Annotated in this window: 19 protein-coding genes and 2 pseudogenes; 7 read left to right on the plus strand and 14 right to left on the minus strand. The window is 43.6% G+C overall.

Annotated elements, in window-relative coordinates; genetic code table 11:
* Window positions 1–179 precede the first annotated feature (179 nt).
* The 3 genes and pseudogenes from F947_RS01115 to F947_RS14440 all read right to left on the minus strand — a co-directional run.
* Window positions 180–1,283 (minus strand): hypothetical protein, encoded by a 1,104-nt coding sequence (locus F947_RS01115; RefSeq protein WP_004970325.1) that lies wholly within the window; start codon window positions 1,281–1,283, stop codon window positions 180–182.
* A 54-nt stretch (window positions 1,284–1,337) separates the two neighbouring features.
* Window positions 1,338–3,044, minus strand: a complete 1,707-nt coding sequence (locus F947_RS01120; RefSeq protein WP_004970326.1) for a hypothetical protein — start codon at window positions 3,042–3,044, stop codon at window positions 1,338–1,340.
* Between the two features lie 338 nt (window positions 3,045–3,382).
* Window positions 3,383–3,819 (minus strand): annotated as a pseudogene (locus F947_RS14440) (transposase); the annotation flags it as partial.
* Between F947_RS14440 and F947_RS14445 the strand changes: the two are divergent.
* A pseudogene (locus F947_RS14445) lies at window positions 3,813–4,089 on the plus strand (IS30 family transposase); the annotation flags it as partial. The pseudogenes F947_RS14440 and F947_RS14445 overlap by 7 nt on opposite strands.
* A 26-nt stretch (window positions 4,090–4,115) precedes the next feature.
* On the opposite strand, the gene F947_RS01130 reads toward F947_RS14445, so the two are convergent.
* Together F947_RS01130 and dapB are read right to left on the minus strand one after the other, a co-directional pair.
* A complete protein-coding gene (locus F947_RS01130) occupies window positions 4,116–4,733 on the minus strand; it encodes an START domain-containing protein (RefSeq protein WP_410468201.1) in 618 nt (205 codons plus the stop codon).
* Between the two features lie 159 nt (window positions 4,734–4,892).
* Window positions 4,893–5,714 (minus strand): 4-hydroxy-tetrahydrodipicolinate reductase, encoded by an 822-nt coding sequence (gene dapB, locus F947_RS01135; protein ID WP_004970334.1) that lies wholly within the window; start codon window positions 5,712–5,714, stop codon window positions 4,893–4,895.
* A gap of 283 nt (window positions 5,715–5,997) precedes the next feature.
* Between dapB and F947_RS01140 the strand changes: the two genes are divergently transcribed.
* Window positions 5,998–6,282: a hypothetical protein gene (locus F947_RS01140; RefSeq protein WP_004970336.1), complete on the plus strand. Its 285-nt coding sequence runs from the start codon at window positions 5,998–6,000 to the stop codon at window positions 6,280–6,282.
* Between the two features lie 95 nt (window positions 6,283–6,377).
* Here F947_RS01140 and dnaJ read toward each other — a convergent pair whose 3' ends face one another.
* The 4 genes from dnaJ to F947_RS01160 form a co-directional block, all read right to left on the minus strand.
* Window positions 6,378–7,493, minus strand: coding sequence for a molecular chaperone DnaJ (gene dnaJ, locus F947_RS01145; RefSeq protein WP_004970338.1), 1,116 nt, complete (start codon window positions 7,491–7,493; stop codon window positions 6,378–6,380).
* A 129-nt stretch (window positions 7,494–7,622) separates the two neighbouring features.
* Window positions 7,623–8,000, minus strand: coding sequence for a hypothetical protein (locus F947_RS01150; protein ID WP_026438412.1), 378 nt, complete (start codon window positions 7,998–8,000; stop codon window positions 7,623–7,625).
* Between the two features lie 135 nt (window positions 8,001–8,135).
* Window positions 8,136–11,270: an efflux RND transporter permease subunit gene (locus F947_RS01155; RefSeq protein ID WP_004970343.1), complete on the minus strand. Its 3,135-nt coding sequence runs from the start codon at window positions 11,268–11,270 to the stop codon at window positions 8,136–8,138.
* A gap of 3 nt (window positions 11,271–11,273) precedes the next feature.
* On the minus strand, window positions 11,274–12,413 hold the full coding sequence (locus tag F947_RS01160) for an efflux RND transporter periplasmic adaptor subunit (RefSeq protein ID WP_004970346.1): 1,140 nt from the start codon (window positions 12,411–12,413) through the stop codon (window positions 11,274–11,276).
* A gap of 147 nt (window positions 12,414–12,560) precedes the next feature.
* On the opposite strand from F947_RS01160, the gene F947_RS01165 reads away from it, so the two are divergent.
* The 4 genes from F947_RS01165 (at window position 12,561) to F947_RS01180 (ending at window position 19,013) form a co-directional block, all read left to right on the plus strand.
* Window positions 12,561–13,175 carry a TetR/AcrR family transcriptional regulator gene (locus F947_RS01165; RefSeq protein WP_004970347.1) on the plus strand — a complete coding sequence of 205 codons (615 nt, stop codon included), beginning with the start codon at window positions 12,561–12,563 and terminating at the stop codon, window positions 13,173–13,175.
* Between the two features lie 211 nt (window positions 13,176–13,386).
* Window positions 13,387–16,071, plus strand: a complete 2,685-nt coding sequence (gene ppc / locus F947_RS01170; RefSeq protein ID WP_004970349.1) for a phosphoenolpyruvate carboxylase — start codon at window positions 13,387–13,389, stop codon at window positions 16,069–16,071.
* Between the two features lie 437 nt (window positions 16,072–16,508).
* The gene (locus F947_RS01175; protein ID WP_004970350.1) at window positions 16,509–17,456 is read left to right on the plus strand and encodes a GGDEF domain-containing protein; all 948 of its coding nucleotides are present in this window, start codon (window positions 16,509–16,511) and stop codon (window positions 17,454–17,456) included.
* 258 nt (window positions 17,457–17,714) lie between these two features.
* Window positions 17,715–19,013: a solute carrier family 23 protein gene (locus tag F947_RS01180; RefSeq protein WP_004970352.1), complete on the plus strand. Its 1,299-nt coding sequence runs from the start codon at window positions 17,715–17,717 to the stop codon at window positions 19,011–19,013.
* A gap of 278 nt (window positions 19,014–19,291) precedes the next feature.
* On the opposite strand, the gene F947_RS01185 is transcribed toward F947_RS01180, so the two are convergent.
* A complete protein-coding gene (locus tag F947_RS01185; protein ID WP_004970356.1) occupies window positions 19,292–19,471 on the minus strand; it encodes a hypothetical protein in 180 nt (59 codons plus the stop codon).
* 82 nt (window positions 19,472–19,553) lie between these two features.
* Here F947_RS01185 and F947_RS01190 point away from each other — a divergent pair, with 82 nt between their 5' ends.
* Entirely contained in the window at window positions 19,554–19,823 is a 270-nt protein-coding gene (locus F947_RS01190) for a hypothetical protein (protein ID WP_026438410.1), read from the plus strand.
* Here F947_RS01190 and F947_RS01195 read toward each other — a convergent pair.
* The 4 genes from F947_RS01195 to ilvD (F947_RS01210) form a co-directional block, all read right to left on the minus strand.
* Entirely contained in the window at window positions 19,789–20,076 is a 288-nt protein-coding gene (locus F947_RS01195) for a chorismate mutase (protein WP_004970358.1), read from the minus strand. The two genes, F947_RS01190 and F947_RS01195, sit on opposite strands and share 35 nt — an antisense overlap.
* Window positions 20,066–21,385: a hypothetical protein gene (locus F947_RS01200; protein WP_004970360.1), complete on the minus strand. Its 1,320-nt coding sequence runs from the start codon at window positions 21,383–21,385 to the stop codon at window positions 20,066–20,068. Before F947_RS01200 ends, F947_RS01195 begins: the two co-directional genes overlap by 11 nt.
* A 118-nt stretch (window positions 21,386–21,503) precedes the next feature.
* Window positions 21,504–23,189, minus strand: a complete 1,686-nt coding sequence (gene ilvD / locus F947_RS01205; protein WP_004970362.1) for a dihydroxy-acid dehydratase — start codon at window positions 23,187–23,189, stop codon at window positions 21,504–21,506.
* A gap of 218 nt (window positions 23,190–23,407) precedes the next feature.
* Complete coding sequence (gene ilvD / locus F947_RS01210; RefSeq protein WP_019837334.1) at window positions 23,408–25,237, minus strand: dihydroxy-acid dehydratase; 1,830 nt, start codon at window positions 25,235–25,237, stop codon at window positions 23,408–23,410.
* Between the last annotated feature and the right edge of the window lie 151 nt (window positions 25,238–25,388).

Consider the following 25,388-nt stretch of genomic DNA (forward strand, 5'->3'; position numbering starts at 1 on the left):
GCATATTCTTATACAAATGGACACCAAATGAGTTTTACTATGATCAGCTACCCCAACAAAACAAGATGGCTTAACTAGAGCGGAATATCACTTATAAATACGCTTTTAGTTGTTGAAACAAGTGGGACCACCTCTGTTTAAAATCAGGCTGGCTATAACCCCCTATCAATAAAGGCAGTTTAGAAACCGTGTAGGGTGATCCCCACTGAGGCTAAACCATAACGTTTGTCTAAACGTGAAGCGGTAACACCATTATAGAGGAAGGGAATATCACCAACAAAATTGCGCTGGAACACCTGACCTTCGATAAACCCGGTGACGTGCGGGCTAAAGTCATAGCTGAATTTAGCACCCAAAGTATGATTGTTCTTGATCGGGGAGTTGCCAAAATTACTCACACGATCATCGATATCGTTACGCCACAAGCGCTGGTATTGATAAGCCAACTGGCTTTCGAACTGACGATAGCGCCAGTTCCATGACCCCCCGAGATTGGCATAATAGGCATCGTAACTTAGGTCTTTCTCGATATCAAAACCAAATTCATTGGCATTGCCCTGTTTATACAAATCATTGACCGTAATATTTTCATTGGAACAAGGAGCAGCTAACTGGCCTGAATATTGATTATTACCATTAACTGAAATATCCATTAAACAGCCTGCGAGTGTGGCCTGGATATCAATATTACTGACTTTAACTTTACTATAACCCACACTGGCAAAAGCATTCAGCTGATTCATCGGATCCAGTTTACGCGAGAAGATGGCATCAAGTTGTAGCTGTAAGTCTTCCGGATTATGCACCTGAACCTGATTAAATACTTGCTGATTGACCTGTGTCGGGGTAGATTTCGATAGCGTATCAGCCGTGTTGCCCCAGATGCTAGCACGGAAACTGAGAGCATCATTCTTTTTCAATGGGAGTGCTGGGCTATAGCGCACAGCCAATAACGCACTCTCAATTTCATTCGTATCCTGACTGTATTCAATTTCACGGTGCCAGTAAGTTCCTTCAATGGACCATTGAGGATTGAGCTCATATTGGCCAGATAGATGAAAACCCTGGTAATCACCCGCGGATTTATCGCTAATGCCTTCACTTTCACGCATATCAAAGATATCAATTCTGTCATTCACAACATCGATGGCAAGATCAAGTTCAAGAGCAGAATTATGAGGTGAATTGAAGTTTTTCGCACTTAGATACAGGTCATTTGGGGCAGCATAGCTTACAGAGACACTGCCTAAAAATAATCCCAGAATAGTGGATATTTTTTTCATGTTTTTTTCCAGATGATAAAAAAGAGCTGCTTCTCAGCAGCTCTTTTTTCTTGCTTATTGGGTTACTTTAAATTTAGCAGATACACCTGATCCATCAGTTGTACCTAAAGTGTATTTAGATGCAAGAGCTGGCTTACCATTATTAATAGCGATCACTGGTGAGGCTTTGATAACTGCAGTTACAGTGACAGTATCACCTTTTAAGCTAAAGCTGTTGAGCTGATTTGCTAAAGATGCTGATAATGAACCCAAGGTGGTTGTATTGAGTGCAATTTTACCGTTATTCAGTACATTTTGCGCAGCATTTACAGTGAAAGTGGTTTTTAGGCTATTGATTGTGGAATCAACCTTAATCACTGTGCCTGCTGGAATGCTAGCTGCAGTTAATGTACCTCCAGTAAAGTTAAGATTTAACTTATTTGCAGAGATCGTTAATGTTTTAGTGCCAGTGCTAATGTGTAATGCAGCAGCAGCAACAATTGGGCTAGCCGTTGTTGCATATGTACCCTCGGAAGTAATACCCACCAAAAGGTTATTTAAACTTTGTACTTGAATCGGGTTAGTGAGTGAAGCATTAAGTGATGTAATCGTTTGGTTGGTATTCTGTACATTAAAGCCATTTAATTCTAAATAGTTTGCATAGAATTCATTGGCGTTTTGAACAGCTTCGGTAACTGTTGTAGAATCAATAGTTCCGGCAGGTACAATATCGTCAATCTTCGTAATTGCACTCGCAATGTCATCATTAGATGTTTGAGTTGGGTTAGCAACTGCTGTACTGATTTCCTTCAGTGATTCTTCAACCTGAGTCGGTGCTTGAGTCAGGACAGGTGCCAAGATAGTGACAATTTTTTCTGCAGCAACAGACTCTTTCGCTTCAGTAACTGCAGCTTTAGTTTCATCTTTAATACTATCAGTACCTGCATTGAAGGTCGCAGCAGGTACATCTAGAATCGCTGTTTCTACAGATTGAACATTGCTTGAAATCACTGCAGCACTTAAAGCTGCTAAGTTGGTTTTTACATTGTCTAAAACAGTTGAGTCCGCTTTAAGTTCAGCAGGTAAATCAGCTTTTACGGCTTCTACAGTTGCTGAAATTGCAGCTGAAATCGTGGCTGTGCTGGTCAAAGTATTGTCTGAAGCCGGAGCTGCAGATAATGCAGTTTGTAGGGCGGCAAATGCCTGAGTATTTAGCTCTGCTTGAGTAGTGCTACCGCCTAGAGAAGCAACAACTGCTTGAATCTGTTCGACCATTTGCTGTACTGCAACTGTTTTGGCATAGACTTCCTGATTCTTCATCGGATCAACGGATAATAAATCTACGCCTGATAAATTCAAAGCGGCAGCAATTTGCTGAGTTGCTTCAGTAGGGCTAGCACCTGCATCAATACTTGCCTGAATGAGTGTAGTAATTGGCGAAACTACGATCAGATTTTGTTCATTTTGAGCACGTTGTGGCGCTTTAATTTCGCCGGTAAAAGGCAAATCAGTCGCTGTGTCAATACCGCCAGTGACGGTTAATTCACTTGATGTACAGCCTTGTGGGAAAGTGAAGTTACCCTCGTTATCAGTTTCTACTTGAGCATTGTTACAGTCTACAAAAGTAACTGTTGCGCCTGCTAATGGTCCATCAACTGCAAGACCTTTGATCGTCGGTGCCGGTGAATTAGAACCGCCACCACTACTACTTCCCCCACACGCACTCAGGAGTAATGAAGTTGCAGCCGCAAGCGCTGTAAGTTTAAGTGAATGCTTTAACATAATTTGCCTCGGAAAGTAAGTTTCTAGTTTTGTTGCGTTGTAAAAATAGTACGAATGTTAAATGAAAATATATAATAAGCGAATGACCAAAACATTAGTTATGCTAAAAAATTATAAAGATAATTGAGTAAAAGTAACTCGGTTTTGTCTATTCAATATGTAACGATGTATTTAGTTTGTATGATTGATTTTCCCTTTTCTAAAATACGTTGAGCCCAGACAGCGTAATAATTTACATCTTCTATTTCTACCTTTTTTGAAGGATGATTAATTGTAGAGAGGCAGTCCCACTTGTTTGAACAACTAAAAGCGTATTTATAAGTGATATTCCGCTCTAGTTAAGCCACCTTGTTTTGTTGGGGTAGCTGATCATAGTAAAACTCATTTAGTGTCATTTTGGCTATACTCGAATGAGGTCGTTTCAAATTATAAAACTCAAAATATGCACTCAATTGCTTTTTCGCATCTGTGACACTGCTATAAGCTTTGAGATACACCTCTTCATATTTAACGCTCCGCCATAATCGTTCAACCATCACATTATCAATCTATGAGCAGTATACTGCGCAAATTTACCATCCATACTGATTTGAATGCCATTTGATTTCAATACATCAATAAATGCATCACTGGTGAACTGACTGCCTTGGTCTATATTAAATATTTCAGGTGATCCATATTTTTCAATCGCTTCATTTAAAGCCGAAATACAAAAATCCACCTCCATACTAATTGATACCCTATGCGCAAGTACCTTGCGGCTATGCCAATCAAGGCAAAGAATTTTCCGAACACAAAAGAATTACTGATGCTGGCATAGAGACGTATTTTGCTGATCCTTACAAGTCTATTCAGCGAGCTAAAAAGAAAATACGAATGGTTTAATCCGTCAATATCTGCCAAAATCATCATCGTTTGATGACGTGTCAAACGAACAAATAGAGCAGATAGAATTTGCACTTAACCATTATCCTAGAAAACACTAGGTTGGTATACACCGAGTGAAGTTATGGCTGGTTTTTATACTGTTGCACTTGCCGCTTGAATCTGCCCTTTAATTAACTCAATTATTTAACGCAAAATTTCAGGCAACGCCTTATAACTACCGCTTTTGCTTAATTCAATTTTCATTTTTTGCAGCATTTGATACGGTTGCTGCTGCACAAACATATTCACAAAACTTAAAGGAATCGAACCTTCAGGGTTGGCATAGCCATAGGTACTGACTTTGACTTTGTGATTACCCAGTTTCTGAAAGGTCCAGTCGCCTTCGTAATCCTGAATACGCACATAATCAGGGTTCAAGGGATAGCCCCCCTCAATGGCTTTATTTTGAATACTAACCATACCTTGTGCATCTTTACTCATTTTGCCTTTGACCACTAAATCACGATCTTTTAGTGGAAAAGGAAAATCCAGCACCATATACAGCAAGAACTCACCTTTTTGGTCATCGCGTGATAAGACTTTGACACTGCCCACATAAGGCACCCATTTCACGGCATGATCGACATCTAAAATTAGAGCAGCGGCTTTTTCTAAAGGCACATTAAAGGTGGTTTCTGCCTTGTATAAAAATACAGGACTAGACTGCTGTTGATAGGTCCAGACTTTAATATTGTTTTTATGAATACTGAGTTTGGCATGTTCAAGGCTTTGCGCATGCGTGATACAGCTACAGGCGATCATGCCAAGAATTGGCAGAATTTTTTTCATTATCTTGTGCATCTTATTTTAGTTTTATGTGGGGTCTGATGCGTCATCATCCATGACATCAGACCCTAGTTTTAGCGGTAGATTGAAAATTGTTCAAGTCATTTTTATCTATTTCGGATTCCTGCGCAGTTTTTAAACCTGAATATCGTTAAATCCAAGTACATCTTTCATATCGTATTTACGCGCTTCGCGTCCCACCACCCACGCTGCAGCACGCACGGCACCTGCAGCAAAGTTCATGCGGTTGGTGGCTTTGTGGGTAATTTCCACACGCTCGCCATCGGCAATAAACATCGCGGTATGTTCACCCACAATGTCGCCACCACGAATGGTCTGGAAACCTATACTTTTACGCTCACGTGGCCCTGTGTGTCCTTCGCGGCAGTAAACAGCGTCTTGTTTTAAATCACGACCTAAGGTTGCTGCAATGGCCTCGCCCATCATCAATGCCGTGCCTGATGGCGCATCGACTTTATGACGATGATGCGCTTCAATCACTTCAATATCTACACTATCACCAAAGACTTTGGCTGCCAATTCCAGCAGTTTAATAGATACGTTTACCCCAACTGAATAGTTGGCGGCATACACCACTGGGGTCTGTTGAGCCGATTCTTCTAAGAGAGCTTTTTGTTCATCATTCATGCCTGTGGTGCCAATCACAATCGCCACGCCTGCTTCACGGCAAAGCTTTAAGTGCTGTGCAGTGGCGGCTGGTGCGGTAAAGTCGATCACGACATCACAGTCAGCTAATACTTGCTCTAGGCTACCCACCACTTTCACGCCCAGTGTACCTACACCTGCCAACTCTCCTGCATCTGCACCCAATAAACTGCTTTCTGGACGCTCTACTGCGGCAGCCAATTGGTAGCCTGCTTCTTGAACAGCTTGAATTAAGATGCGTCCCATGCGGCCGCCTGCGCCTAATACACCAATGCGTGGAGTTGCTGACATAGCATATTCCTAAAATAGATTCTAAATTGTGCTTACTATATCAAAACTCGCTGCCTAGACTAAGTTTGTCTGCCAAGTTTCTGGGTTTATTTTTATCGGAAAGTAACCCTAGCTATACTGTTGATGGTCACTTTACACACCTCAGGCAAACTTTTATCGAAGCGATGCTAAAAATTTATCTCAAAATGCTCATTTTTTATTTTTATTTCACAAATTTGCAAACTTGTATGCGCAGACTAGCCTGCACGAATGATAACAACTGCAAAAATTAAAGGGGATTTACATGCATTCGAAGAAAATTGTATTGGCATTATTGTTGGGCATGAGCACAGCATCCGTATTTGCAGAGCCTGCACTTCAAGAAGGTGATACGCTTGAAAGCCTGTCTAAAGTCCGTATTAGCGTGACGCTACAAGAACCTCTTGCTGTTGAAGTCGATGCACCTGAACTAGAAGAAACAGCAGCAGAACATGGGGTTGTTGCAAGCGCTCAACCACAAACTGCCGTTGAAACAGCAACCACTGAAATGACTGATGTTTTAGAGATTGATGTACCTGAAATCGAATAAGCGTGCAGTGGATACAACAAAGGCGATCCTTAAGATCGCCTTTATTTTTTGAGTTTAGATCAGGTTGTGCTTCGACATACCTAATCTAAGTTTCCTTAATCAAACAAACGATCAAAGAAAGACTTCTTCTTTGGTGATGACTGACTGCCCTCACCTTCCATCGTCGTCTGCAACTCTTTTAACAATTCACGCTGACGTGCCGTTAAATTCACAGGTGTTTCCACCACAATACGGCAGAGTAAATCGCCCTGCATACTGGTACGCACAGGTTTTACCCCTTTACCACGCAAACGGAATAATTTACCCGTCTGTGTTCCCTCAGGCACTTTCAGACTCACGCGACCATCTAGAGTCGGAATTTCAATTTCCTTACCTAAAGCAGCATCGGCAATGCTGACAGGTACATCCATATATAGGTCGGCACCATCACGCTGGAAGATTTCATGCTCACGCACCACCACTTCTACATATAGGTCGCCAGATTGACCATCACGAATGGCTTCACCTTTACCTGTTAAGCGTACGCGGTCGCCATTGTCCACGCCAGCAGGAATGGTCACCTCAAGGGTTTGCTGACGATCTGACACACCCGAACCATGACATTTTTTACATGGGTTCTTGATAATTTTGCCCTGACCACGACAAGTGCTACAGGTTTGCTGTACCGAGAAGAACCCTTGTTGCATGCGTACTTGACCCGCACCATGACAGGTTGGACAAGTTTCAACATCATTTGGATTTTCTGAGCCTTTACCATCACAAGCTTCACATGGCGCAGGTGCTGTAAAGGTGATGGTTTTCTTAACGCCTTTGACTGCTTCTTCAAGCGTCAATTCCATCACATAGCGTAAGTCTGAACCACGGCGTTGACGTTGCTGGCCACGCCCCCCCCCACCAAAGGCTCCACCGAAAATATCCCCAAACTGGCTGAAAATATCTTCCGCACTGAAACCACCGAAGCCGCCAGCACCACCGCCCATGCCACCTTCAAAGGCTTGATGGCCCATACGGTCGTACATGCTGCGTTTTTCGCTGTCTGACAGAACTTCATACGCTTCTGAAGCTTCTTTAAACTTCTCTTCAGCTTCAGGATTGTCCGGGTTACGGTCTGGATGATATTTCATCGCCAACTTACGGTAGGCTTTTTTAATTTCATCATCACTAGCGGTTTTAGAGACGCCCAAAACCTCATAATAATCACGTTTAGCCATGTCTGGCGATGCTCCTCACGGAATTCTATTTAAAACTTAACTGAAGTCTGAAATTGGGGTCAAACTGAGTTTTACAAGGGAAAGCTGTTAAAAATTTTAGCTGAAGTGCTTTAGATGAAGTTCAAGCCATTAGAACACAGCTTTATTTTTCAAAAATTTGGATAGCCCTTTAATCCAAGCATTGATTAAAAATAAGAAGGCAATCACGGCAAAGACCACACCTGCTACGGTGCAGGCTTTGACCCATAAAAAGGCATCCCAAGGAAAGAAGGCCAATGGAATAAACCACAATGCAGCAAACAATGCCAATACACTGTAAATCACCACATTACGCATGATCCATAAAGCCTGTGCCTGTAACCAGACTTCAGTGCTATCGACCACAATCACTTTTCGTGCATACCAATACGCCAATGCACCACTCACCACAGTAAATAAAGCAAAAAACATAAACACGTAAGAGATCGCGACAGACCGGCGAAACTTTACCAAGTTATCTTGCTTCATAATGTGATTTAACCCCATATGTGCCATGCTTTATTTTTTAATCTGGCGCATGCTGTAACGTATGCAAAGGCTGAAAAATATAAGGTGCTACTATATTGAAATTTTCCAAGTTTCGCACCCGTTATTATGTCACTTTTACAGATTATGTGGATTTTTTTTCACTTTAAACCACTGTGCATATAATGCAGGTAAAAAGAACAGGGTTAATAGGGTCGCGACAATTAATCCGCCCATAATCGCCACAGCCATCGGGCCAAAGAAAATACTGCGAGAAAGTGGAATCATGGCCAATACTGCCGCCAAAGCGGTCAGTACAATTGGACGACAACGGCGCACCGTAGCGTTAATAATCGCGTCCCACTGCGATTCCCCAGCCCGAATATCCTGCTCAATCTGATCAATTAAAATCAAAGAATTGCGCATGATCATGCCCGATAAGGCAATGGTGCCGAGCATCGCCACAAAACCAAAGGGTTTGTTAAACAGCAACAGGAACAATACCACGCCAATAATGCCGAGCGGTGCAGTTAAAAACACGATGAATGCACGGGACATGCTACGCAGCTGAATCATCAACAAAGTCATCACCACGGCAAGGAAAAATGGCATGCCTGCATTGACTGACTTTTGCCCACGTGCCGATTCTTCAACCGTGCCACCCACTTCAATTAAATAGCCACTTGGCAACTTTTCACGCAGGGCCGCCATCGGTTCAGACAGTTCTGCCACCACCGTTGCAGGTTGCAGATTGCTACGAATATCGCCACGTACGGTAATGGTCGGCAAGCGGTTACGATGCCAAATTAAACCCTCTTCAAAACGGTATTCAATCTGTGCAATTTGCGCCAACGGCACCGATGTTCCACGTGAAGTCGGTATAGCCAAGCTGCTTAAAGATGCGACATCTAGGCGCTCAGTTTGATCGCCACGTAAACGAATTTCAATCAGTTCACGTTTTTCACGATACTGATTGATTGCTGCGCCACTGATAGAGCTATTTAGGAAGTTAGCCAAATCCAGACTCGACACTCCCATTTGACGGGCACGGTCTTGATCAATCTGCAATTGAATGACTTTGCTCGGCTCACCCCAATCTAAATGCACATTGGTGCTGTTTGGGTTGGCACTGATGGTGGCTGCGACTTGCTGCGCCCATTGTCGTACTTGTGCCAAGTCTTCGCCTGACACGCGAAATTGCAATGGATAACCCACTGGTGGGCCATTTTCCAATAATGACACGCGAGTACGCACCTCTGGCAATAACAAGCGAATTTGTTCAGATAAATTACGGCGAATTTCATTGCGGTCTTCTAAAGACGATGCCAATACCACAAATTGGGCAAAACTGGCCTGCGGTAATTGCTGATCTAAAGGCAAATAGAAACGCGGCGAACCTGTGCCAACATAGGCTACATAATTGTCGATACCTTGTTGTTGTGCTAAAAACTTTTCAACTTTTTTAACCGCTGCTTCTGTGGCTGTTAAGGATGCACCCTCTTCAAGTTTTAAATCGACTAAAATTTCTGCCCGATTGGAAGGCGGAAAGAATTGCTGCGGTACCAATTTAAACATCGCAATTGACAGTACAAATATGCCAACTGTGATTGCAATGACGGTTTTTCGATAGCGCACACAAGTATTAACCCATCCACGAAACACTTGATAAAAGCGGGTTTGATAAGGGTCGTGTAATTCACCTGTTGGCTGTAGCACAGGCTGCGGCTCAGCTTGTTTGCGTACACGCGCCCAAAGACGTTGATACCACGGCGCTCGCTGTGCATGACGCTGAAAATCTGGCAATAATTTATCGCCCAGATAAGGCACGAATAGCACGGCAGCAAACCAGGACACCACCAAAGCAATGGTCACCACTTGGAAAATTGAACGGGTATATTCCCCTGTACTTGAGGCTGCTGTGGCAATGGGTAAAAAACCTGCTGCGGTAATCAATGTCCCAGTCAGCATAGGGAAAGCAGTGGTACGCCACGCATGACCTGCGGCTTGCAAGCGGCTATAGCCCTGCTCCATCTTAATTGCCATCATTTCAATGGCGATAATGGCATCATCCACGAGCAATCCGAGGGCTAAAATAAGCGCACCGAGTGAAATTTTGTGCAGTCCGACATCAAACAAATGCATACCTGCAAAAGTCATCGCCAAGACCAGTGGAATGGAAAATGCCACCACCAAGCCCGTGCGAAAACCCAGTGAAAAGAAGCTGACCAAGAGCACGATAATCACCGCCTCAGCCAACACTTTCATAAATTCATTGACGCTGTGTTTTACCGCAACAGGCTGATCAGAAACTTTTTGCAGTTGCATGCCCAAAGGCAAGGTCTTTTGCAAACGGGCAAATTCTGTTTCCAGATTTTCACCCAAAGCCAGAATATCACCGCCTTTACGCATCGACACCGCAATGCCAATGCCATTTTCGCCCATAAAGCGCATACGCGGTTGAGCAGGTTCGCTAAACCCACGATAGACCTCGGCAACATCGCCCAGTTGAATGGTGGTGCCATTCACCAACAGCGGCATTTGTTTCAACTCATCGACACTGTGCAACGCACCGCTGACACGCACCTGAATACGGTCTGAATGGGTTTCAAAAAAACCTGCGCTTGCCATGCTGTTTTGTTGTTGTAAGGCTTGCTGAATCGCGGTAACAGGAATACCAAGTTGTGCGGCTTTGGTGTTAGATAACTCAATCCAAATTTTTTGATCTTGCAAACCGACCAAATTAACTTTGGCAACATCTTTGACTCGCTGTAATTGTAGCTGCAAACGGTCGGCATATTCTTTGAGGGTGGCGTAGTCATAGTCTGCGCCTGTCAGCACATAAATATTGCCAAAAGTGTCGCCAAATTCATCATTAAAAAATGGGCCTTGTACCCCTTGCGGCAGTTCATGGCGAATATCATTGACTTTTTTGCGCACCTTGTACCAAACATTTGGAATTTGGCTGGAACGCATGGAATCTTTGGCAATAAAAGTCACCATGGACTCGCCTGGACGCGAATAAGCCATGATGCGTTCATAGTCGCCCGTGCTCATCAATTCTTTTTCGATGCGGTCAGTGACTTGTAACGAGACCTCTTTGGCACTCGCTCCCGGCCAATAGGTTTGAATCACCATCACTTTAAAAGTAAACGGTGGATCTTCACTTTGTGCCAGTTTGGAATAGGAAAAAATCCCGACAATGCCCAACAGCAGCATCAAGTAGACCACTAGACCTTTATTTTTCAGCGCCCATTCGGATAAGTTAAAATTCATATTTTAACGCTCCGTCTGTGTGGCCGCAGAAGCTGCCTGAGCTGTTGGATTGACTGCCTGTACAGCTTGATTGTCACGGTTAATCGGGCGAATTTTTTGTCGATCACGCAGTAAATGCACCCCACCCATCACCACATAATCTTGCGGCTGTAAGCCACTCAGTACAGGCACGCTGTCACGTCCATAAGCGCCCAATGTAACAGGAATTTGGCGCACGGTTGAGTCTGGCTGTAAGACCAAAACAAAAGCTTGTTGCCCTGTTGCCGACACGCTAGATAAAGGCACATATAAACCCTGATTGGCTTGGCGAGTCAGAAATACCCGCGCACTTTGCCCCAATTGAATCTGTGCATTGCCTTCACGTAAAGCCACTTTGACTTTAAAAGTACGCGACTGATCTGCCGCAGGGGAAATTTCACGAACCATACCTGTAAAACGGCTATCAGGTTGTGACCATAAACTGACCGTTGCCTCTTGCCCGACTCGAATTTCATTCACCGCTTGTTCAGGCACCCCAATCACGACTTCACGTTCTCCATCTATCGCCAATTGATAAGCGACCTGCCCTGCCGCTAAAACCTGCCCAACTTCAATATTGCGTTCAGTAATCACGCCATTTTTTGTGGCCCGTAACTGGTTATAGTCGGTTTGATTACTGCTAACCGCATAATTGGACTGCGCCTGTTTCAACTGCGCCATGGCATGTTGATACTGGTTTTTGACTGCATCATATTGCGAGCGGCTGACTGCATTCATGGGTAACAATTGCTGAAAACGCTGCAATTCATCACTGGCAACTTTTGCAGCAGATTGCGCACTTTCCAGTTGCGCACGTGCGGCATTGAGCTGTAATGCTGCATCTTGCACATCCAGAGTTGCTAAGACTTGCCCAACCTTAACCCGATCTCCCACATCAGCAAAACGCTGTGTAACTTGCCCTGCAACCCGAAATGCCAAAGCAGTTTGCTGACGTGCTTGTACCTCGCCTGCATAGCTTTTTTGCTCAAGATGTAAACTGCTGGGCTGAGTCACCATCACCAAAGGGACCTCCTGTTCAACCTCGGTTTTTTGCTTGCTGCATCCCATTAGGGTGATACAGCACAGCAGCATCAGGCTACCAATGAGATTCTGAGTCGTATTCATCTAGCGTGCTCTTATTTAAACGTTTTTATTAGGGCAGAATACGCAGTATATTAAATTGATTATTTTTTAATTAATATACCACTAGGTACATTAATTAAAACTGAAGCGTCATTTTCTAGTTGTACTGATGCAAATTAGGAGGAGCGTGTGCAGATTCATGTCGGAAGACCCAAAGATTTAGAAAAACGCCAACGTATTTTAATGTCGGCAAAACACTTGTTTTTAAAGTTGGGCTTTCATGGTTCGAGTATGAATCAGATTGCACGTGAAGCAGGCGTGACCAAATTAACGGTGTATAATCACTTTCAAGACAAAGCCACGTTATTTTCCTGTGCCATTGAAGAAACCTGTGAAAGTCTGCTCAAAGCACAGCCTTTGGAGTTGACTGCACATCGCAATTTTAAGCAAGCTTTATACCAAGCCTGTGAACTGTCCTTGAACTTGGTCAATATGCCTGAAGCGATTAAATTAGAGCACTTGCTGATGGAACTGGCCTCGGAGCAAAATCCGTTGGCATTGCAGTTTTACAATGCCTCACATGCCAAACTTCGTGCGATGTGGGAAAGCTTCTTTCGTCAAGCAGCAGAACTAAAATTTATTCAGGCAGATGAACCTAAAACACAAACTGAATTGATCGTTTCCTTACTGCATGGTTTACGTCACCACGAAGTTTTACTCGGCGTACGTGCCGTGCCCGATGCTGAACAATCTCAAAAGATTATTGAAGATGCGATTGGTATTTTTATGCTTCGTTATGGTTGAACAGGCTAATAAAGGTTGATCTAAATCGGAGTTTCTTTTACCAAATAGCATTCCACTCCGCCCTGTATTTCTCTCCTAAATACTGCCGCTTGGCTCTATAACTTCAGATGCGCAAATTCCATGCAACTTTTGTAGATAGCCCGCTTGGATTGTGTCTAAATCGGGGTATAGTCTTAACAGAGTAAAAAACACAGAACATGGAGAACAACGAATGATTCAACAAATTGATGCTCCTCTACGCGATGACGTACGCTTACTTGGCAACTTATTGGGTGAGACCCTCAAGTTACACGCAGGACAAGATTTGTTTAATCAGGTCGAACAAATTCGTGCTTTATCTAAAGGCGCGCGCGATGGACAAGCCGAAGCTGAAAAACAACTCGAACAACTGTTTTTAAGTCTAGAAGATGACGAAATCTTACCGCTCACCCGTGCCTTTACCCACTTTTTGAACTTTGCCAACATTGCCGAGCAATATCATGTGGTGCGGAGCCGTCGCCAAAGCGAATTTGATGAAAATGGCGTTTCTCCAAACCCACTAGATCACTTATTTATCAAGTTTAAAGACAACCAAATTTCTGCAGAAACACTCTTTCAACAAGTCTGCGAGCTAAAAATTGAGTTGGTTTTAACTGCGCATCCGACTGAAGTCAGCCGTCGTACCCTCATTCAAAAATATGACGATATTAATGACTGCTTGTTTAAAATGGATCAGCAAAAACTGACACCACGTGAACGTCAGGCAGTTTTGGCAGATTTAAAACAGCTGATCAGCTCGGCTTGGCAAACCGATGAAATTCGCCAACATCGCCCAACCCCTGTCGATGAAGCCAAATGGGGCTTTACCACCATCGAACAAACCCTGTGGAATGCGGTGCCTAAATTCATGCGTGAGTTAGACAGCATTGTGCAGGAACATTGTGGGCAAAGCCTGCCGCTGAGTGTTGCGCCTGTGCGTTTCGCCTCTTGGATGGGCGGTGACCGCGATGGTAACCCGAATGTCACTCATAAAGTTACTCAAGAAGTGCTGTGGCTGTCACGCTGGAAAGCAGCAGAACTGTATTTACGTGATATTGAAAACCTGCGTTGGGAACTTTCCATTCAGCAATGCAGCCCAGAATTGGCAGATGCTTTGGGACATTTCCATGCCGAGCCGTACCGTGAATATTTACGCGACACCCGCGAACGCCTAAAAGCCACCCGCGACTGGTTAGCAGCGAAACTGCAAGGCAAAGATTCAGATGACAGTTTGGTCATCAAAAGCAAAGATGAGTTGTTACAGCCTTTATTGCTGTGTTATCGCTCGCTGACGGCTTGCCAATTATCAGACATTGCGAACGGCAAATTGTTGGATTTAATCCATCGTGTGAATTGTTTTGGTATTGAATTGCTAAAACTGGATATTCGCCAAGAGTCAGGACGTCATCGCCAAGCCATTTCTGCCATTACCGAATATTTAGGTTTGGGCAATTTTGAAACATGGACTGAACAAGCGCGTCAGAACTTCTTACTTCAAGAACTGCAAAGCAAACGTCCGTTATTGCCAAAATTCATGCAGGAACCTGCACAAAGCCTGATTCAACATCCCGATGTGCAAGAAGTGTTTGCCACCATGCGCACGTTGGCTGTACAGCCGCAAGAAAGCTTGGGCGCTTATATTATTTCCATGGCGGAATATCCAAGTGATGTGTTGGCGGTGTTATTACTGCAAAAAGAAGCAGGCATTCAGCATCCTTTACGTGTGGTGCCGCTGTTTGAAACCCTGAAAGATTTGGATGGGGCTGCCCAAACCATGAATACCCTATTTAATATGCATTGGTACAAACAGCATATTCAGGGTAAACATGAGGTCATGATTGGCTACTCAGACTCCGCCAAAGATGCAGGGTTCATGTCTGCCAACTGGGCACAGTACCGCGCTCAGGAAGAACTGACTGCGGTAGCGCAGCAACATGCTGTGCAACTGACTTTATTCCATGGTCGTGGTGGTTCCATCAGCCGTGGTGGTGCACCGACTCAACAAGCACTGTTCTCACAGCCACCAGGGTCTATTTCAGGTGCAATTCGCGTGACCGAACAAGGCGAAATGATTCGTTTTAAGTTTGGACTTGAAGGGGTTGCCTTACAAAATCTGGAAGTCTATACCGCTGCCACCTTAGAAGCGACGATAATGCCACCACCTGTGCCGAAGGCAGAATGGCGCGAGCTCATGCATAACATGACCGAACTTTCGGTACAGGTCTACCGTCAAACTGTGCGTGAAAATCCCCATTTTGTGAAATATTTACGCACCGTTACGCCAGAGCTGGAATTGCAGATGTTGCCGCTCGGTTCACGTCCTGCAAAACGTAAAGTCAGCGGCGGAATTGAATCCTTACGTGCCATTCCGTGGGTGTTTGCATGGACGCAAATCCGTCTGATGCTACCTGCTTGGTTAGGGACAGGCGCGGCAATTAATCAAACAATCGATCAGGGACAAAAAGCCACTTTAGATGAAATGCTCAGCGATTGGCCTTATTTCCAGACTTTAATTGATATGTTGGAAATGGTGTTGTCTAAAGCCGACAGCAATATTGCATTGTATTATGAGTCGCACCTGACCGATGACGAAGACCTGAAAGAACTCGGTGAGCAACTCCGTCAACGCCTGCGTGATGCCGTGACCACCTTACTGACCCTCAAAGGCGAATCACAATTGCTCAGCAGCAATGATGTGCTAGATCAATCGATGCGGGTGCGTAAACCGTATTTATTGCCACTGCATTTGCTACAGGCAGAGTTGATGAAACGTCGTCGTTTATATTTGGCAGAACAGCATGCCGAACATACCCCTGTCGATCATGCCCTCATGGTAAGCATTGCAGGGATTGCAGCAGGCTTACGTAATACAGGTTAAGCCTCTACGAATAGCACAAGCAGAGTTATGCTCTGCTTGTGGCTCATTCACTCACTTAAACATAACTTAGGACAGATGACTGCATATTAGGCTAAGTAGAAAAAATCATAAAAAACATGATAACTGGCATTTTTTATGATTTCTGTCTCAACTTATTTGAATTATGCTTAGATTAGACAATAAATAAGAGTTTGGACTTGCCTATGCCTGAAAGCTCTACAATGACGACTTTATTAAAGCTAAAAATTTTTAATTTTTTCAAGGGTATAAAAATCTCCTCAGTTTAAATAACATCCAAAAATCACGTGTCGTCAGTGGCTTGGTTTTTTTCTTTCATTTACTCTTTTTAGTGGTACTTTGGCTCAGTCAAAGCCAACCCCTGTTTACCCCATACATGCTGCCATGGGTATTGGGTTGTTTAATATTGTATTTGCTGATTGCCTTGGTCTTTATATGTCATCAGCTATCGTATTCCTGAAAATCAGACCACACTCTATTATTTTCCAATTCTGTGTTTAGGCTTTTATAGCAGCTCACTCATGAGTATTGGCTATTTTCTGGGTCAAATGACGGTACTCACAGGCGTATTTACCATTGGCTCCATTTTTACAGGCTTATTGTTGTTTAAACGCAGCATTATCTTTTGGGGCACCATTCCCTGCTTGGTGGTATTTTACGGTGGTTCTTTGCTGACCTTGCGCAATATTATCCCCTATGCGCCCGTTTTTCAGCCCTATACGTTTACCAGTGCGGAATTCCAAAATTTCATGCTCATCAATAACTTGATTGGCAGCACCATCATTGGTGTTCTGTTGGCCATTTTATTTAATACTTTTTTGGGACGCTGGATGATTCGTGAAGAACATCAGCAACAACTAATTCTGCTTGATCCACTCACCCAAACTCTCAACCGACGCGGTTTAAGCATAAAATTCAACCAACTGGTGAATCAAAAACAATTGGCGGGGCAAAACAAAGAACACATCTGCCTTGCCCTGCTCGATTTAGACTGGTTTAAGCAAGTAAATGATCGCTATGGACACGATGGAGGGGATCAGGTACTCAAGCAAATTCCAAAAATTTTGCAAAAAAATCTACGCAGTGAAGATATTATCGGACGTTTTGGTGGCGAAGAATTTATGATTATTTTCTCCAATACCTCACCGCAAATTGCCCAAAATGTACTGGAACGCTGCAGAATTGCCATTGAACAACATCGTATTGCCTATGCAGAACATGAGATTCAAATTACCGCAAGTTTTGGTTTAAGTGCCTTATATATTTATCATGCAGATCAACATGAATTAATTCAGCGTACTGATGCTGCGCTGTATAAAGCCAAGCAAAGTGGACGTAATAATGTGCAGCAAGATATTGAATCATGAATATTAATTTTGTATAAAATACAAACAAAAATCGCAGGTCATACAATTTTTTTTAAACTGCGACTATCACTAAGTGACTGCAATACATTCTTTAAATTTATAAATAAAATTACTTATTTATATTAAATGTAAATTTTATCAAATAGTAAAATTTAATCCTAAAAATAAGCAGCTGATCTGTTTTCTGGCAAAATTTTTAAAAAATTTAGGCAATACAAGAGTATGATGTGCTCAATTTAGCTTTTGAGTGCTTACTTTATGTCCAATTGGTTTCCCAAATGGCGCCCTTATGAAGGCAGCATTGATGCACGTCCTGTAGGTACCAATGAGTATCTACCGCCTGCACAAACCGTTGTATTGGGGATACAACACGCATTTGCCATGTTTGGTGCCACTGTACTTGCACCTTTTTTAATGGGCTTTGATCCGAACCTTGCCATTTTAATGTCAGGAATTTGTACCATCCTGTTCTTTTTCATGACAGGTGGGCGTGTTCCAAGTTATTTAGGCTCAAGCTTTGCCTTTATTGGGGTGGTGATTGCTGCCACAGGCTATGCAGGCGCAGCAGGCGGTTTAAATGCCAATATTGGGGTTGCGGCAGGCGGGATTATTGCCTGCGGTATTTTATATGCCCTGATTGGCTTTTTGGTGATGGCTACTGGCACCCGCTGGATTGAAAAATTAATGCCACCTGTGGTGACAGGTGCGGTGGTGATGATCATTGGTTTAAACCTTGCTCCTGTCACGGTCAAAGCGGTTGCAGGCAATCCATTTAATATGTGGATGGCCTTGGTGACTGTGCTATGTATGGGCATGATTGCCGTATTTACCAAAGGTTTACTGCAACGCCTCTTGCTCCTGATTGGCTTGCTCATATCGTATCTGATCTATTTTGTAGTCACCAATGTCATGGGTTGGGGGACGCCAATTAACTTCGCACCGATTCAGCAAGCCGCTTGGTTTGGCGTACCAGACTTTCATGCGCCTGTATTTGATGTGAATGCCATGCTGATTATTGCCCCAATTGCCTTCATTTTGGTGGCAGAGAACTTGGGACACATTAAAGCAGTAGGTGCCATGACTGGTGAAAACCTCGATCCACACATTGGTAAAGCCTTTGTAGCCGATGGTGTTGCCACAACCCTTGCAGGTGGTGTCGGTGCACCGGGTATGACTACCTATGGTGAAAACATTGGGGTGATGGCTGTTACCCGCGTGTATTCCACGATTATTTTTGTGGTGGCGGGGGTCTTTGCTATTTTCCTTGGCTTATCACCAAAATTTGGGGCAATCATCCATACCATTCCTACCGCCATTTTAACGGGCGCTTCGATTGTGGTATTTGGTTTGATTACCATTGCTGGCGCGAAAATCTGGATTGAAAACAAAGTCGATTTTTCTAAAAACAAAAATCTGATGGTGGCTGCCGTGACCATTATTTTAGGAACGGGTGACTTTGCGTTGCAATTGGGCAGCTTTAACTTGGGCGGGATTGGGACAGCAACTTTTGCAGCCTTGTTCCTGAACTGGTTCTTTAGTTTGCGTGATCCCTCTTAATCAGAACTTGCGGTCATTTGCTTGAACCTAAGCAAATGCCGAAACAATGCAAAAAGACCGAACAACAGTGATTGTTCGGTCTTTTTTTCCTCAAACGGTCTGTCTAGAATGAACCGTTTTTAAGAGATAATGCTTTTACTTGGCTTATTTCTGTTTTTTAAGCTCTTGCTTAAGTTGCTTCAATTTGCCTTTATGTTTTGAAATCTTTTTCAAACGTGCTTTGATTTGTTGCTTCAAAGATTTAACTTGCTTAGCCATGGTATTACTCCTTAGTAAGGCTATTCGTTGCCATTGTGTTGTTTCACAAAACTACGAATAAATTTTCTTAATTCACGAGCAGCACTAGTATCAAGTTCTTCACATAAACGAATAAATTCATCACGTTCAGTACTATTAATACGAATTAAAAGTTGTCCATCTTTCTTGCCTGTCTTTATTTTTTTGATTTGCTCGTTCATTGCTGATCTCTCCAAAATAAAGACTGCTTTGCAAAAGATGTATATACAATATATATACTTTTTAAAATAAAGCAAACTTACAATGTTAAAAAATGTAATAAAATCATATTCTTTTTTTTACCAATACTTTTTAAAAACCCAGCAAAGCCAAGACAGGCAAGGCTTTTCGCTTAAAACCACCTGCAGAAAAAATAAGCAAATTATTTTTAAAAATTATGCTTTGAATACCAAGATGGCATATAAATACGCGGTTTTACCGCAAAAACGCAAAGTTTGGGCTGCGTTTGAAGCATCGCCCAAACTTAGGGATAGATCAATTAAGGACGGAATTCTTTTAATTCACGCTGAATAAAATGCTGAATCATATCGTGATACAAACGCTCGACCATGTCAGGATCGACTGCATGTTGCACAGCCAAAGTACGGACTTTTTCAATCACTTCTTTCACGCGCTGCGGTGACTGTACATCTTCCACAGTCTGTTTATGGCGCATGGCCTGATCGACATAAAACTGACGCGATGCAATCAGTTCAATTAAAGCCACATCAATTTGGTCTATTTTGTCACGTGCTTGTTGTAATGAGTTTACTTTTTCATTGTTCATGGGCTTGGGCTACACTTTCAGTTTGGGTTTCGTTTTCACTCTTATACTTTTCTTCTAACACATTACTGAAAATACTTTCAATCATCCACACCCGATATAAGCTGTTAAACACGTAGCTTTGCCCATCTATGCGCAATTCCAACACAGGAAAATCGGGCTGAGATTTCATTTCACACAGCATATCGTTTTCTTTGAGCAACTCGGTCACATCGGCTGTGGTCAGTTGATCTAACTCCAGTTCACGCTGCATACGCTCAAAATGCGCTTTAAAGGATAAATCCTGTCCCCTCGTCCATACCGCCTGCAAAATGCGATACATGGCATCCACACGCTGTTCTTCAGGCGCACTGTAATACAGTTGTGCCATTTGATAAGTCGCCTGCTCAGTCGGGCGGCAAAACGGCGTAAACGCAACATCAGTACGTTTAGATAAACGTGTTGCCAAACTCCAGTCAAACCAGTCGCGTCCATGATAAGACAAGGGATACACATTCAAATGGATATTGTAATAGGCAGCTAATTCTTCTTTGATATACGCCAATAACAACCAAGAAATCGGGTCTTCCAGTGCAATATACAAATCCAGTTCAGGGTCGAGTGCCTGAATTTCATTGAGTTCTTCGGCATCACTAATTAAATGTTCTCGCCATTCAATGTGATTGATCAAGAAAATAGGATTATCGGTGAGTAATTTTTGTTGTTTTAAACGGCGTGTCAAACGCAATAAATCATCGACCGCATGATATTTACGTCCACCAAACTCAAAATAACTGGCCAATACAGGTGCATCATCAAAAACCCGTTCAGGAAAATCCTGAATTTGATGATGACGGCTGGACATGGCATATAAAGTGCGTAATTTACCCGACTGCTTTTGCCACAGCATGTGGAACACATCTTCGAGTAAATACAAAAAATCCTGACCACGTAACGGCGTATGCCGCAAAATGGTTTCTGCCTGCATTAAGGCTTCTGCAGTCGGTGATTCAGGGGTATCGTGAAAACTAAACCGATGTTGTTTGGCAAGAATTTGTGCATCCTGAATACAATAATTTTGCCATTCTGCAGCCGACATTTGATTCGGTGCATCGCCACTTTGCCGCGAAATCACCACGGTTAAAGGTTTTAATTCATCGGCCAGAATATCTTCTAATTGCGGCAACTGCTGTACCGCCAAATAGCTATATACATCATCTAGACGTAAATACACACTCAGTCCGTGTTCCGTGGGCAACACCGCTTGCCGAGATGGTTTTTGATAAAACCAACTCGATCTGATCGGATCGAACCAACGGCGTAACAGTGACATGAGATCAGCCTCTAAAAAGAAAATCCTTGTGGTTTGGGGACAAGCCACATGCAAATCATGTGCGCTCGTCCTTCAATAGTACACAAGGATTTATATCAATTCATATAAAAATGATCAATTAGACCTCTAAATTCAGATCAGTCACTGCACCTTTTTCTGCGCCCGATGCCAATTTAGCAAATTTCGCCAATGCACCATGGGTATAGTTTGGCTTTGGTTTGACCCATGCCGCTTTACGTGCTGCCATTTCCTCTTCCGACACATGCCAAGTCATTTCACGGGTTTCGGCATTAATCGAAATTTTATCGCCATTTTTCACCAGACCAATTGGCCCGCCTTCATACGCTTCTGGGGTCACATGCCCAATCACAAAACCGTGACTGCCACCCGAAAAACGTCCATCGGTAATTAACGCGACTGAATTACCCAAACCTTTGCCAATAATTGCAGAAGTTGGTTTCAGCATTTCTGGCATACCCGGGCCACCTTTAGGGCCTTCACCACGAATCACCACCACTTCACCTTCTTGCACTTCACCATCTAAAATGCCGCGCATCGCGCCAATTTCACCTTCAAAAACGCGTGCAGGGCCTTCAAAATACAAGCCTTCTTTGCCTGTAATTTTTGCCACTGCGCCCGTAGGTGATAAGTTGCCTTTTAAAACCACCAAGTGCGAATCTTTTTTGATTGGTGCATCAAACGGTAAAATAATTTGCTGACCTTCAGGATAATCGGCAACATCGGCCAAGTTTTCTGCCAAAGTTTTACCTGTAACCGTTAAGCAAGAACCATCAAGCATGCCTGCATCTAGCATGCGTTTCATCAACGGTTGAATGCCGCCAATGGCAATCAGCTCCGACATTAAATACTTGCCCGATGGACGTACATCGGCCACCACTGGGGTTTCCTGACCAATACGCACGAAATCATCCAGTGTGAGTTCAACCCCTGCAGAATGTGCCATGGCAATCAAATGCAACACACCATTGGTCGATCCACCCAAAGCAATCAATACTTTAATGGCATTTTCAAAGGCAGATTTGGTCATAATGTCACGTGGTTTAATATCCAGACGTAACAGATTCATGACCGCTTCGCCTGCGCGTTGGCAGTCATCCATTTTATCTTGAGAAACAGCTTCTTGTGCTGAAGACCCCGGCAAACTCATGCCCAATGCTTCAATGGCCGATGCCATAGAGTTGGCGGTGTACATGCCACCACAAGAGCCTGCACCTGGCAAAGCCACTTCTTCAATTTGTTTGACCTGAATTTCGTTAATTTCACCTTTGGCATGCTGACCCACGGCTTCAAACACCGAAATAATATCGGTATGTCCTGCACCCGGTTTAATAGTGCCGCCATAAACAAACAAGCCCGGACGGTTTAAACGCGCCAGTCCCATAATGCAGCCCGGCATGTTTTTATCGCAGCCACCAATTGCAATCACACCATCATAGGCCTGACAGCCCACCACAGCTTCAATTGAATCGGCAATGATTTCACGTGAAACCAGTGAATATTTCATACCCTCAGTGCCGTTTGAAATCCCGTCTGAAATGGTGATGGTATTGAAAATAATGCCTTTACCACCCGCCTGATTCACGCCTGTTTCTGCTTCACGCGCCAAGCCATCAATATGCATATTACATGGTGTGACATTGGCCCAAGTCGATGCAATGCCAATAAATGGACGAGTAAAATCTTCATCCTTAAAACCCACCGCACGCATCATGGAGCGTGCAGGTGCATTTTCAATGCCTTCATAGACTTCGGCTGAATGTTCGCGGATATTCTGTTTACTCATGGCTGATTCCTTAGCGAGATGGGTGAAATGTCGTGTTCATTATGACGATTTATTTTATTTTTCATTGTATCGAAAGCAGGTAGGATGTAAACGAAAATGCCTGTCTAATTTCATTGCTCAAATTTGTTGCACTACTGACGTTGCTCATAACAGGCTCATAAAAAAAGCACCCCAATTTTGGAGTGCTTTTTGTGGCAGCTTAAATTGCTAAGTACTGCTTAGATTTCACGTACCGCACCTTTTGCCGCACTGGTAGTGTGCATGGCATAGGCTTTCAACGCTTTAGAAATTTTACGTGGACGTTCTTCTGCAGGATGCCAGCCTTTAGCTTCTTGCGCTTCACGACGTGCCGCCATGGTTGCGTCATCTACCGCCAAGTGAATGCTGCGGTTTGGAATATCAATTTCGATACGGTCACCATCTTCAACCAGACCAATCGCGCCACCTTCAGCCGCTTCTGGAGAAACGTGACCAATTGAAAGACCTGAAGAACCGCCCGAGAAACGACCATCAGTCAGTAATGCACATTCTTTACCTAAACCTTTCGATTTCAAATAGCTGGTTGGATAGAGCATTTCTTGCATACCTGGGCCACCACGTGGGCCTTCGTAGCGAATCACCACCACATCACCCGCTGTAATTTTACCGCCCAAAATCGCGTCTACAGCAGCATCCTGACTTTCAAAAACACGTGCTGTGCCGTTGAATTTCAAAATAGAATCATCCACCCCTGCAGTTTTTACAATACAGCCATCTAAAGCAATATTGCCGTAAAGTACCGCCAAACCACCATCTTTAGAGAAAGCGTGTTCTGCATTACGAATCACACCATTGTCACGGTCACCATCTAAACGTGAATAGTAACGGTCTTGTGAGAATGCTGTTTGGGTGGGTACGCCGCCCGGTGCAGAACGGAAGAACTGGTAAACGTCTTCATTTTCGGTACGGATGATGTCCCATTTATCCAAAGCATCTTTTAAAGTCGCTTCGTGAACTGTGCCTACTGAAGTGTCCAATAAACCTGCGCGATCCAGCTCGCCTAAAATAGACATAATGCCACCCGCACGGTGTACATCTTCCATGTGAACATCTTGTTTTGCAGGCGCTACTTTACATAGTACAGGCACTTTACGTGATAAACGGTCAATGTCATCCATGGTGAAATCCACACCTGCCTCATTGGCAGCCGCCAACAAGTGCAGTACGGTGTTGGTTGAACCGCCCATGGCAATGTCCAACGTCATAGCATTTTCATAAGATGCTTTGGTTGCAATTGAACGTGGCAATACGCTGTAATCGTCTTGTTCATAATGGCGTTTGGCCAATTCCACAATCAACTGACCTGCTTTATCAAACAGTTTTTTACGGTTGGCGTGAGTTGCTACAATTGAACCGTTGCCCGGTAAAGATAAACCTAGAGCTTCTGTTAAGCAGTTCATTGAGTTTGCAGTGAACATCCCTGAGCATGAACCACAAGTTGGACATGCAGAACGCTCATATTCAGCAACTTCTTCATCCGTATAGTTGTCATCTGCCGCCACAATCATCGCGTCAATCAAGTCAATCGCGTGTTCATTGCCACGAATTTTGACTTTACCTGCTTCCATTGGGCCGCCAGACACAAACACCACTGGAATGTTCAGACGCATAGCAGCCATCAGCATCCCTGGTGTGATTTTGTCACAGTTGGATATACACACCATTGCATCGGCGCAGTGTGCGCTGACCATGTATTCTACCGAGTCGGCAATCAAGTCACGCGATGGCAATGAATACAACATGCCGTCATGACCCATGGCAATCCCGTCATCTACAGCAATGGTGTTAAATTCTTTGGCAACACCACCTGCCGCCTGAATTTGCTCTGCCACCATTTGACCGAGGTCTTTTAAATGCACATGGCCAGGTACAAATTGGGTAAATGAGTTGACCACCGCAATAATCGGCTTACCGAAATCTTCGTCTTTCATACCCGTTGCACGCCATAAGCCGCGTGCACCCGCCATATTTCTTCCGTGTGTCGATGTTTTTGAACGATAGTCAGGCATTATAAAGTTCCAACTTGGTTGTGCTGAAATGAATCTGAAATTCATTCTGGCGAAATAATACTGTTTGCAAGATCTGTATCACTGCAAAATAGTTTAAGAGTCTTTCTATTTTACTACAGCTTGAGGTAGTAAGGCTGCTGCTTTACCAACT

Source organism: Acinetobacter towneri DSM 14962 = CIP 107472 (assembly GCF_000368785.1).
GTDB classification, from domain to species: domain Bacteria; phylum Pseudomonadota; class Gammaproteobacteria; order Pseudomonadales; family Moraxellaceae; genus Acinetobacter; species Acinetobacter towneri.

Coding starts and splice junctions, on each gene's coding strand:
- F947_RS01115 (WP_004970325.1), bottom strand. CDS start 1,283: ATGAAAAAAATATCCACTATTCTGGGATTATTTTTAGGCAGTGTCTCT.
- F947_RS01120 (WP_004970326.1), bottom strand. CDS start 3,044: ATGTTAAAGCATTCACTTAAACTTACAGCGCTTGCGGCTGCAACTTCA.
- F947_RS01130 (WP_410468201.1), bottom strand. CDS start 4,733: ATGATCGCCTGTAGCTGTATCACGCATGCGCAAAGCCTTGAACATGCC.
- dapB (WP_004970334.1), bottom strand. CDS start 5,714: ATGTCAGCAACTCCACGCATTGGTGTATTAGGCGCAGGCGGCCGCATG.
- F947_RS01140 (WP_004970336.1), top strand. CDS start 5,998: ATGCATTCGAAGAAAATTGTATTGGCATTATTGTTGGGCATGAGCACA.
- dnaJ (WP_004970338.1), bottom strand. CDS start 7,493: ATGGCTAAACGTGATTATTATGAGGTTTTGGGCGTCTCTAAAACCGCT.
- F947_RS01150 (WP_026438412.1), bottom strand. CDS start 8,000: ATGAAGCAAGATAACTTGGTAAAGTTTCGCCGGTCTGTCGCGATCTCT.
- F947_RS01155 (WP_004970343.1), bottom strand. CDS start 11,270: ATGAATTTTAACTTATCCGAATGGGCGCTGAAAAATAAAGGTCTAGTG.
- F947_RS01160 (WP_004970346.1), bottom strand. CDS start 12,413: ATGAATACGACTCAGAATCTCATTGGTAGCCTGATGCTGCTGTGCTGT.
- ppc (WP_004970349.1), top strand. CDS start 13,387: ATGATTCAACAAATTGATGCTCCTCTACGCGATGACGTACGCTTACTT.
- F947_RS01180 (WP_004970352.1), top strand. CDS start 17,715: ATGTCCAATTGGTTTCCCAAATGGCGCCCTTATGAAGGCAGCATTGAT.
- F947_RS01185 (WP_004970356.1), bottom strand. CDS start 19,471: ATGAACGAGCAAATCAAAAAAATAAAGACAGGCAAGAAAGATGGACAA.
- F947_RS01190 (WP_026438410.1), top strand. CDS start 19,554: ATGTTAAAAAATGTAATAAAATCATATTCTTTTTTTTACCAATACTTT.
- F947_RS01195 (WP_004970358.1), bottom strand. CDS start 20,076: ATGAACAATGAAAAAGTAAACTCATTACAACAAGCACGTGACAAAATA.
- F947_RS01200 (WP_004970360.1), bottom strand. CDS start 21,385: ATGTCACTGTTACGCCGTTGGTTCGATCCGATCAGATCGAGTTGGTTT.
- ilvD (WP_004970362.1), bottom strand. CDS start 23,189: ATGAGTAAACAGAATATCCGCGAACATTCAGCCGAAGTCTATGAAGGC.
- ilvD (WP_019837334.1), bottom strand. CDS start 25,237: ATGCCTGACTATCGTTCAAAAACATCGACACACGGAAGAAATATGGCG.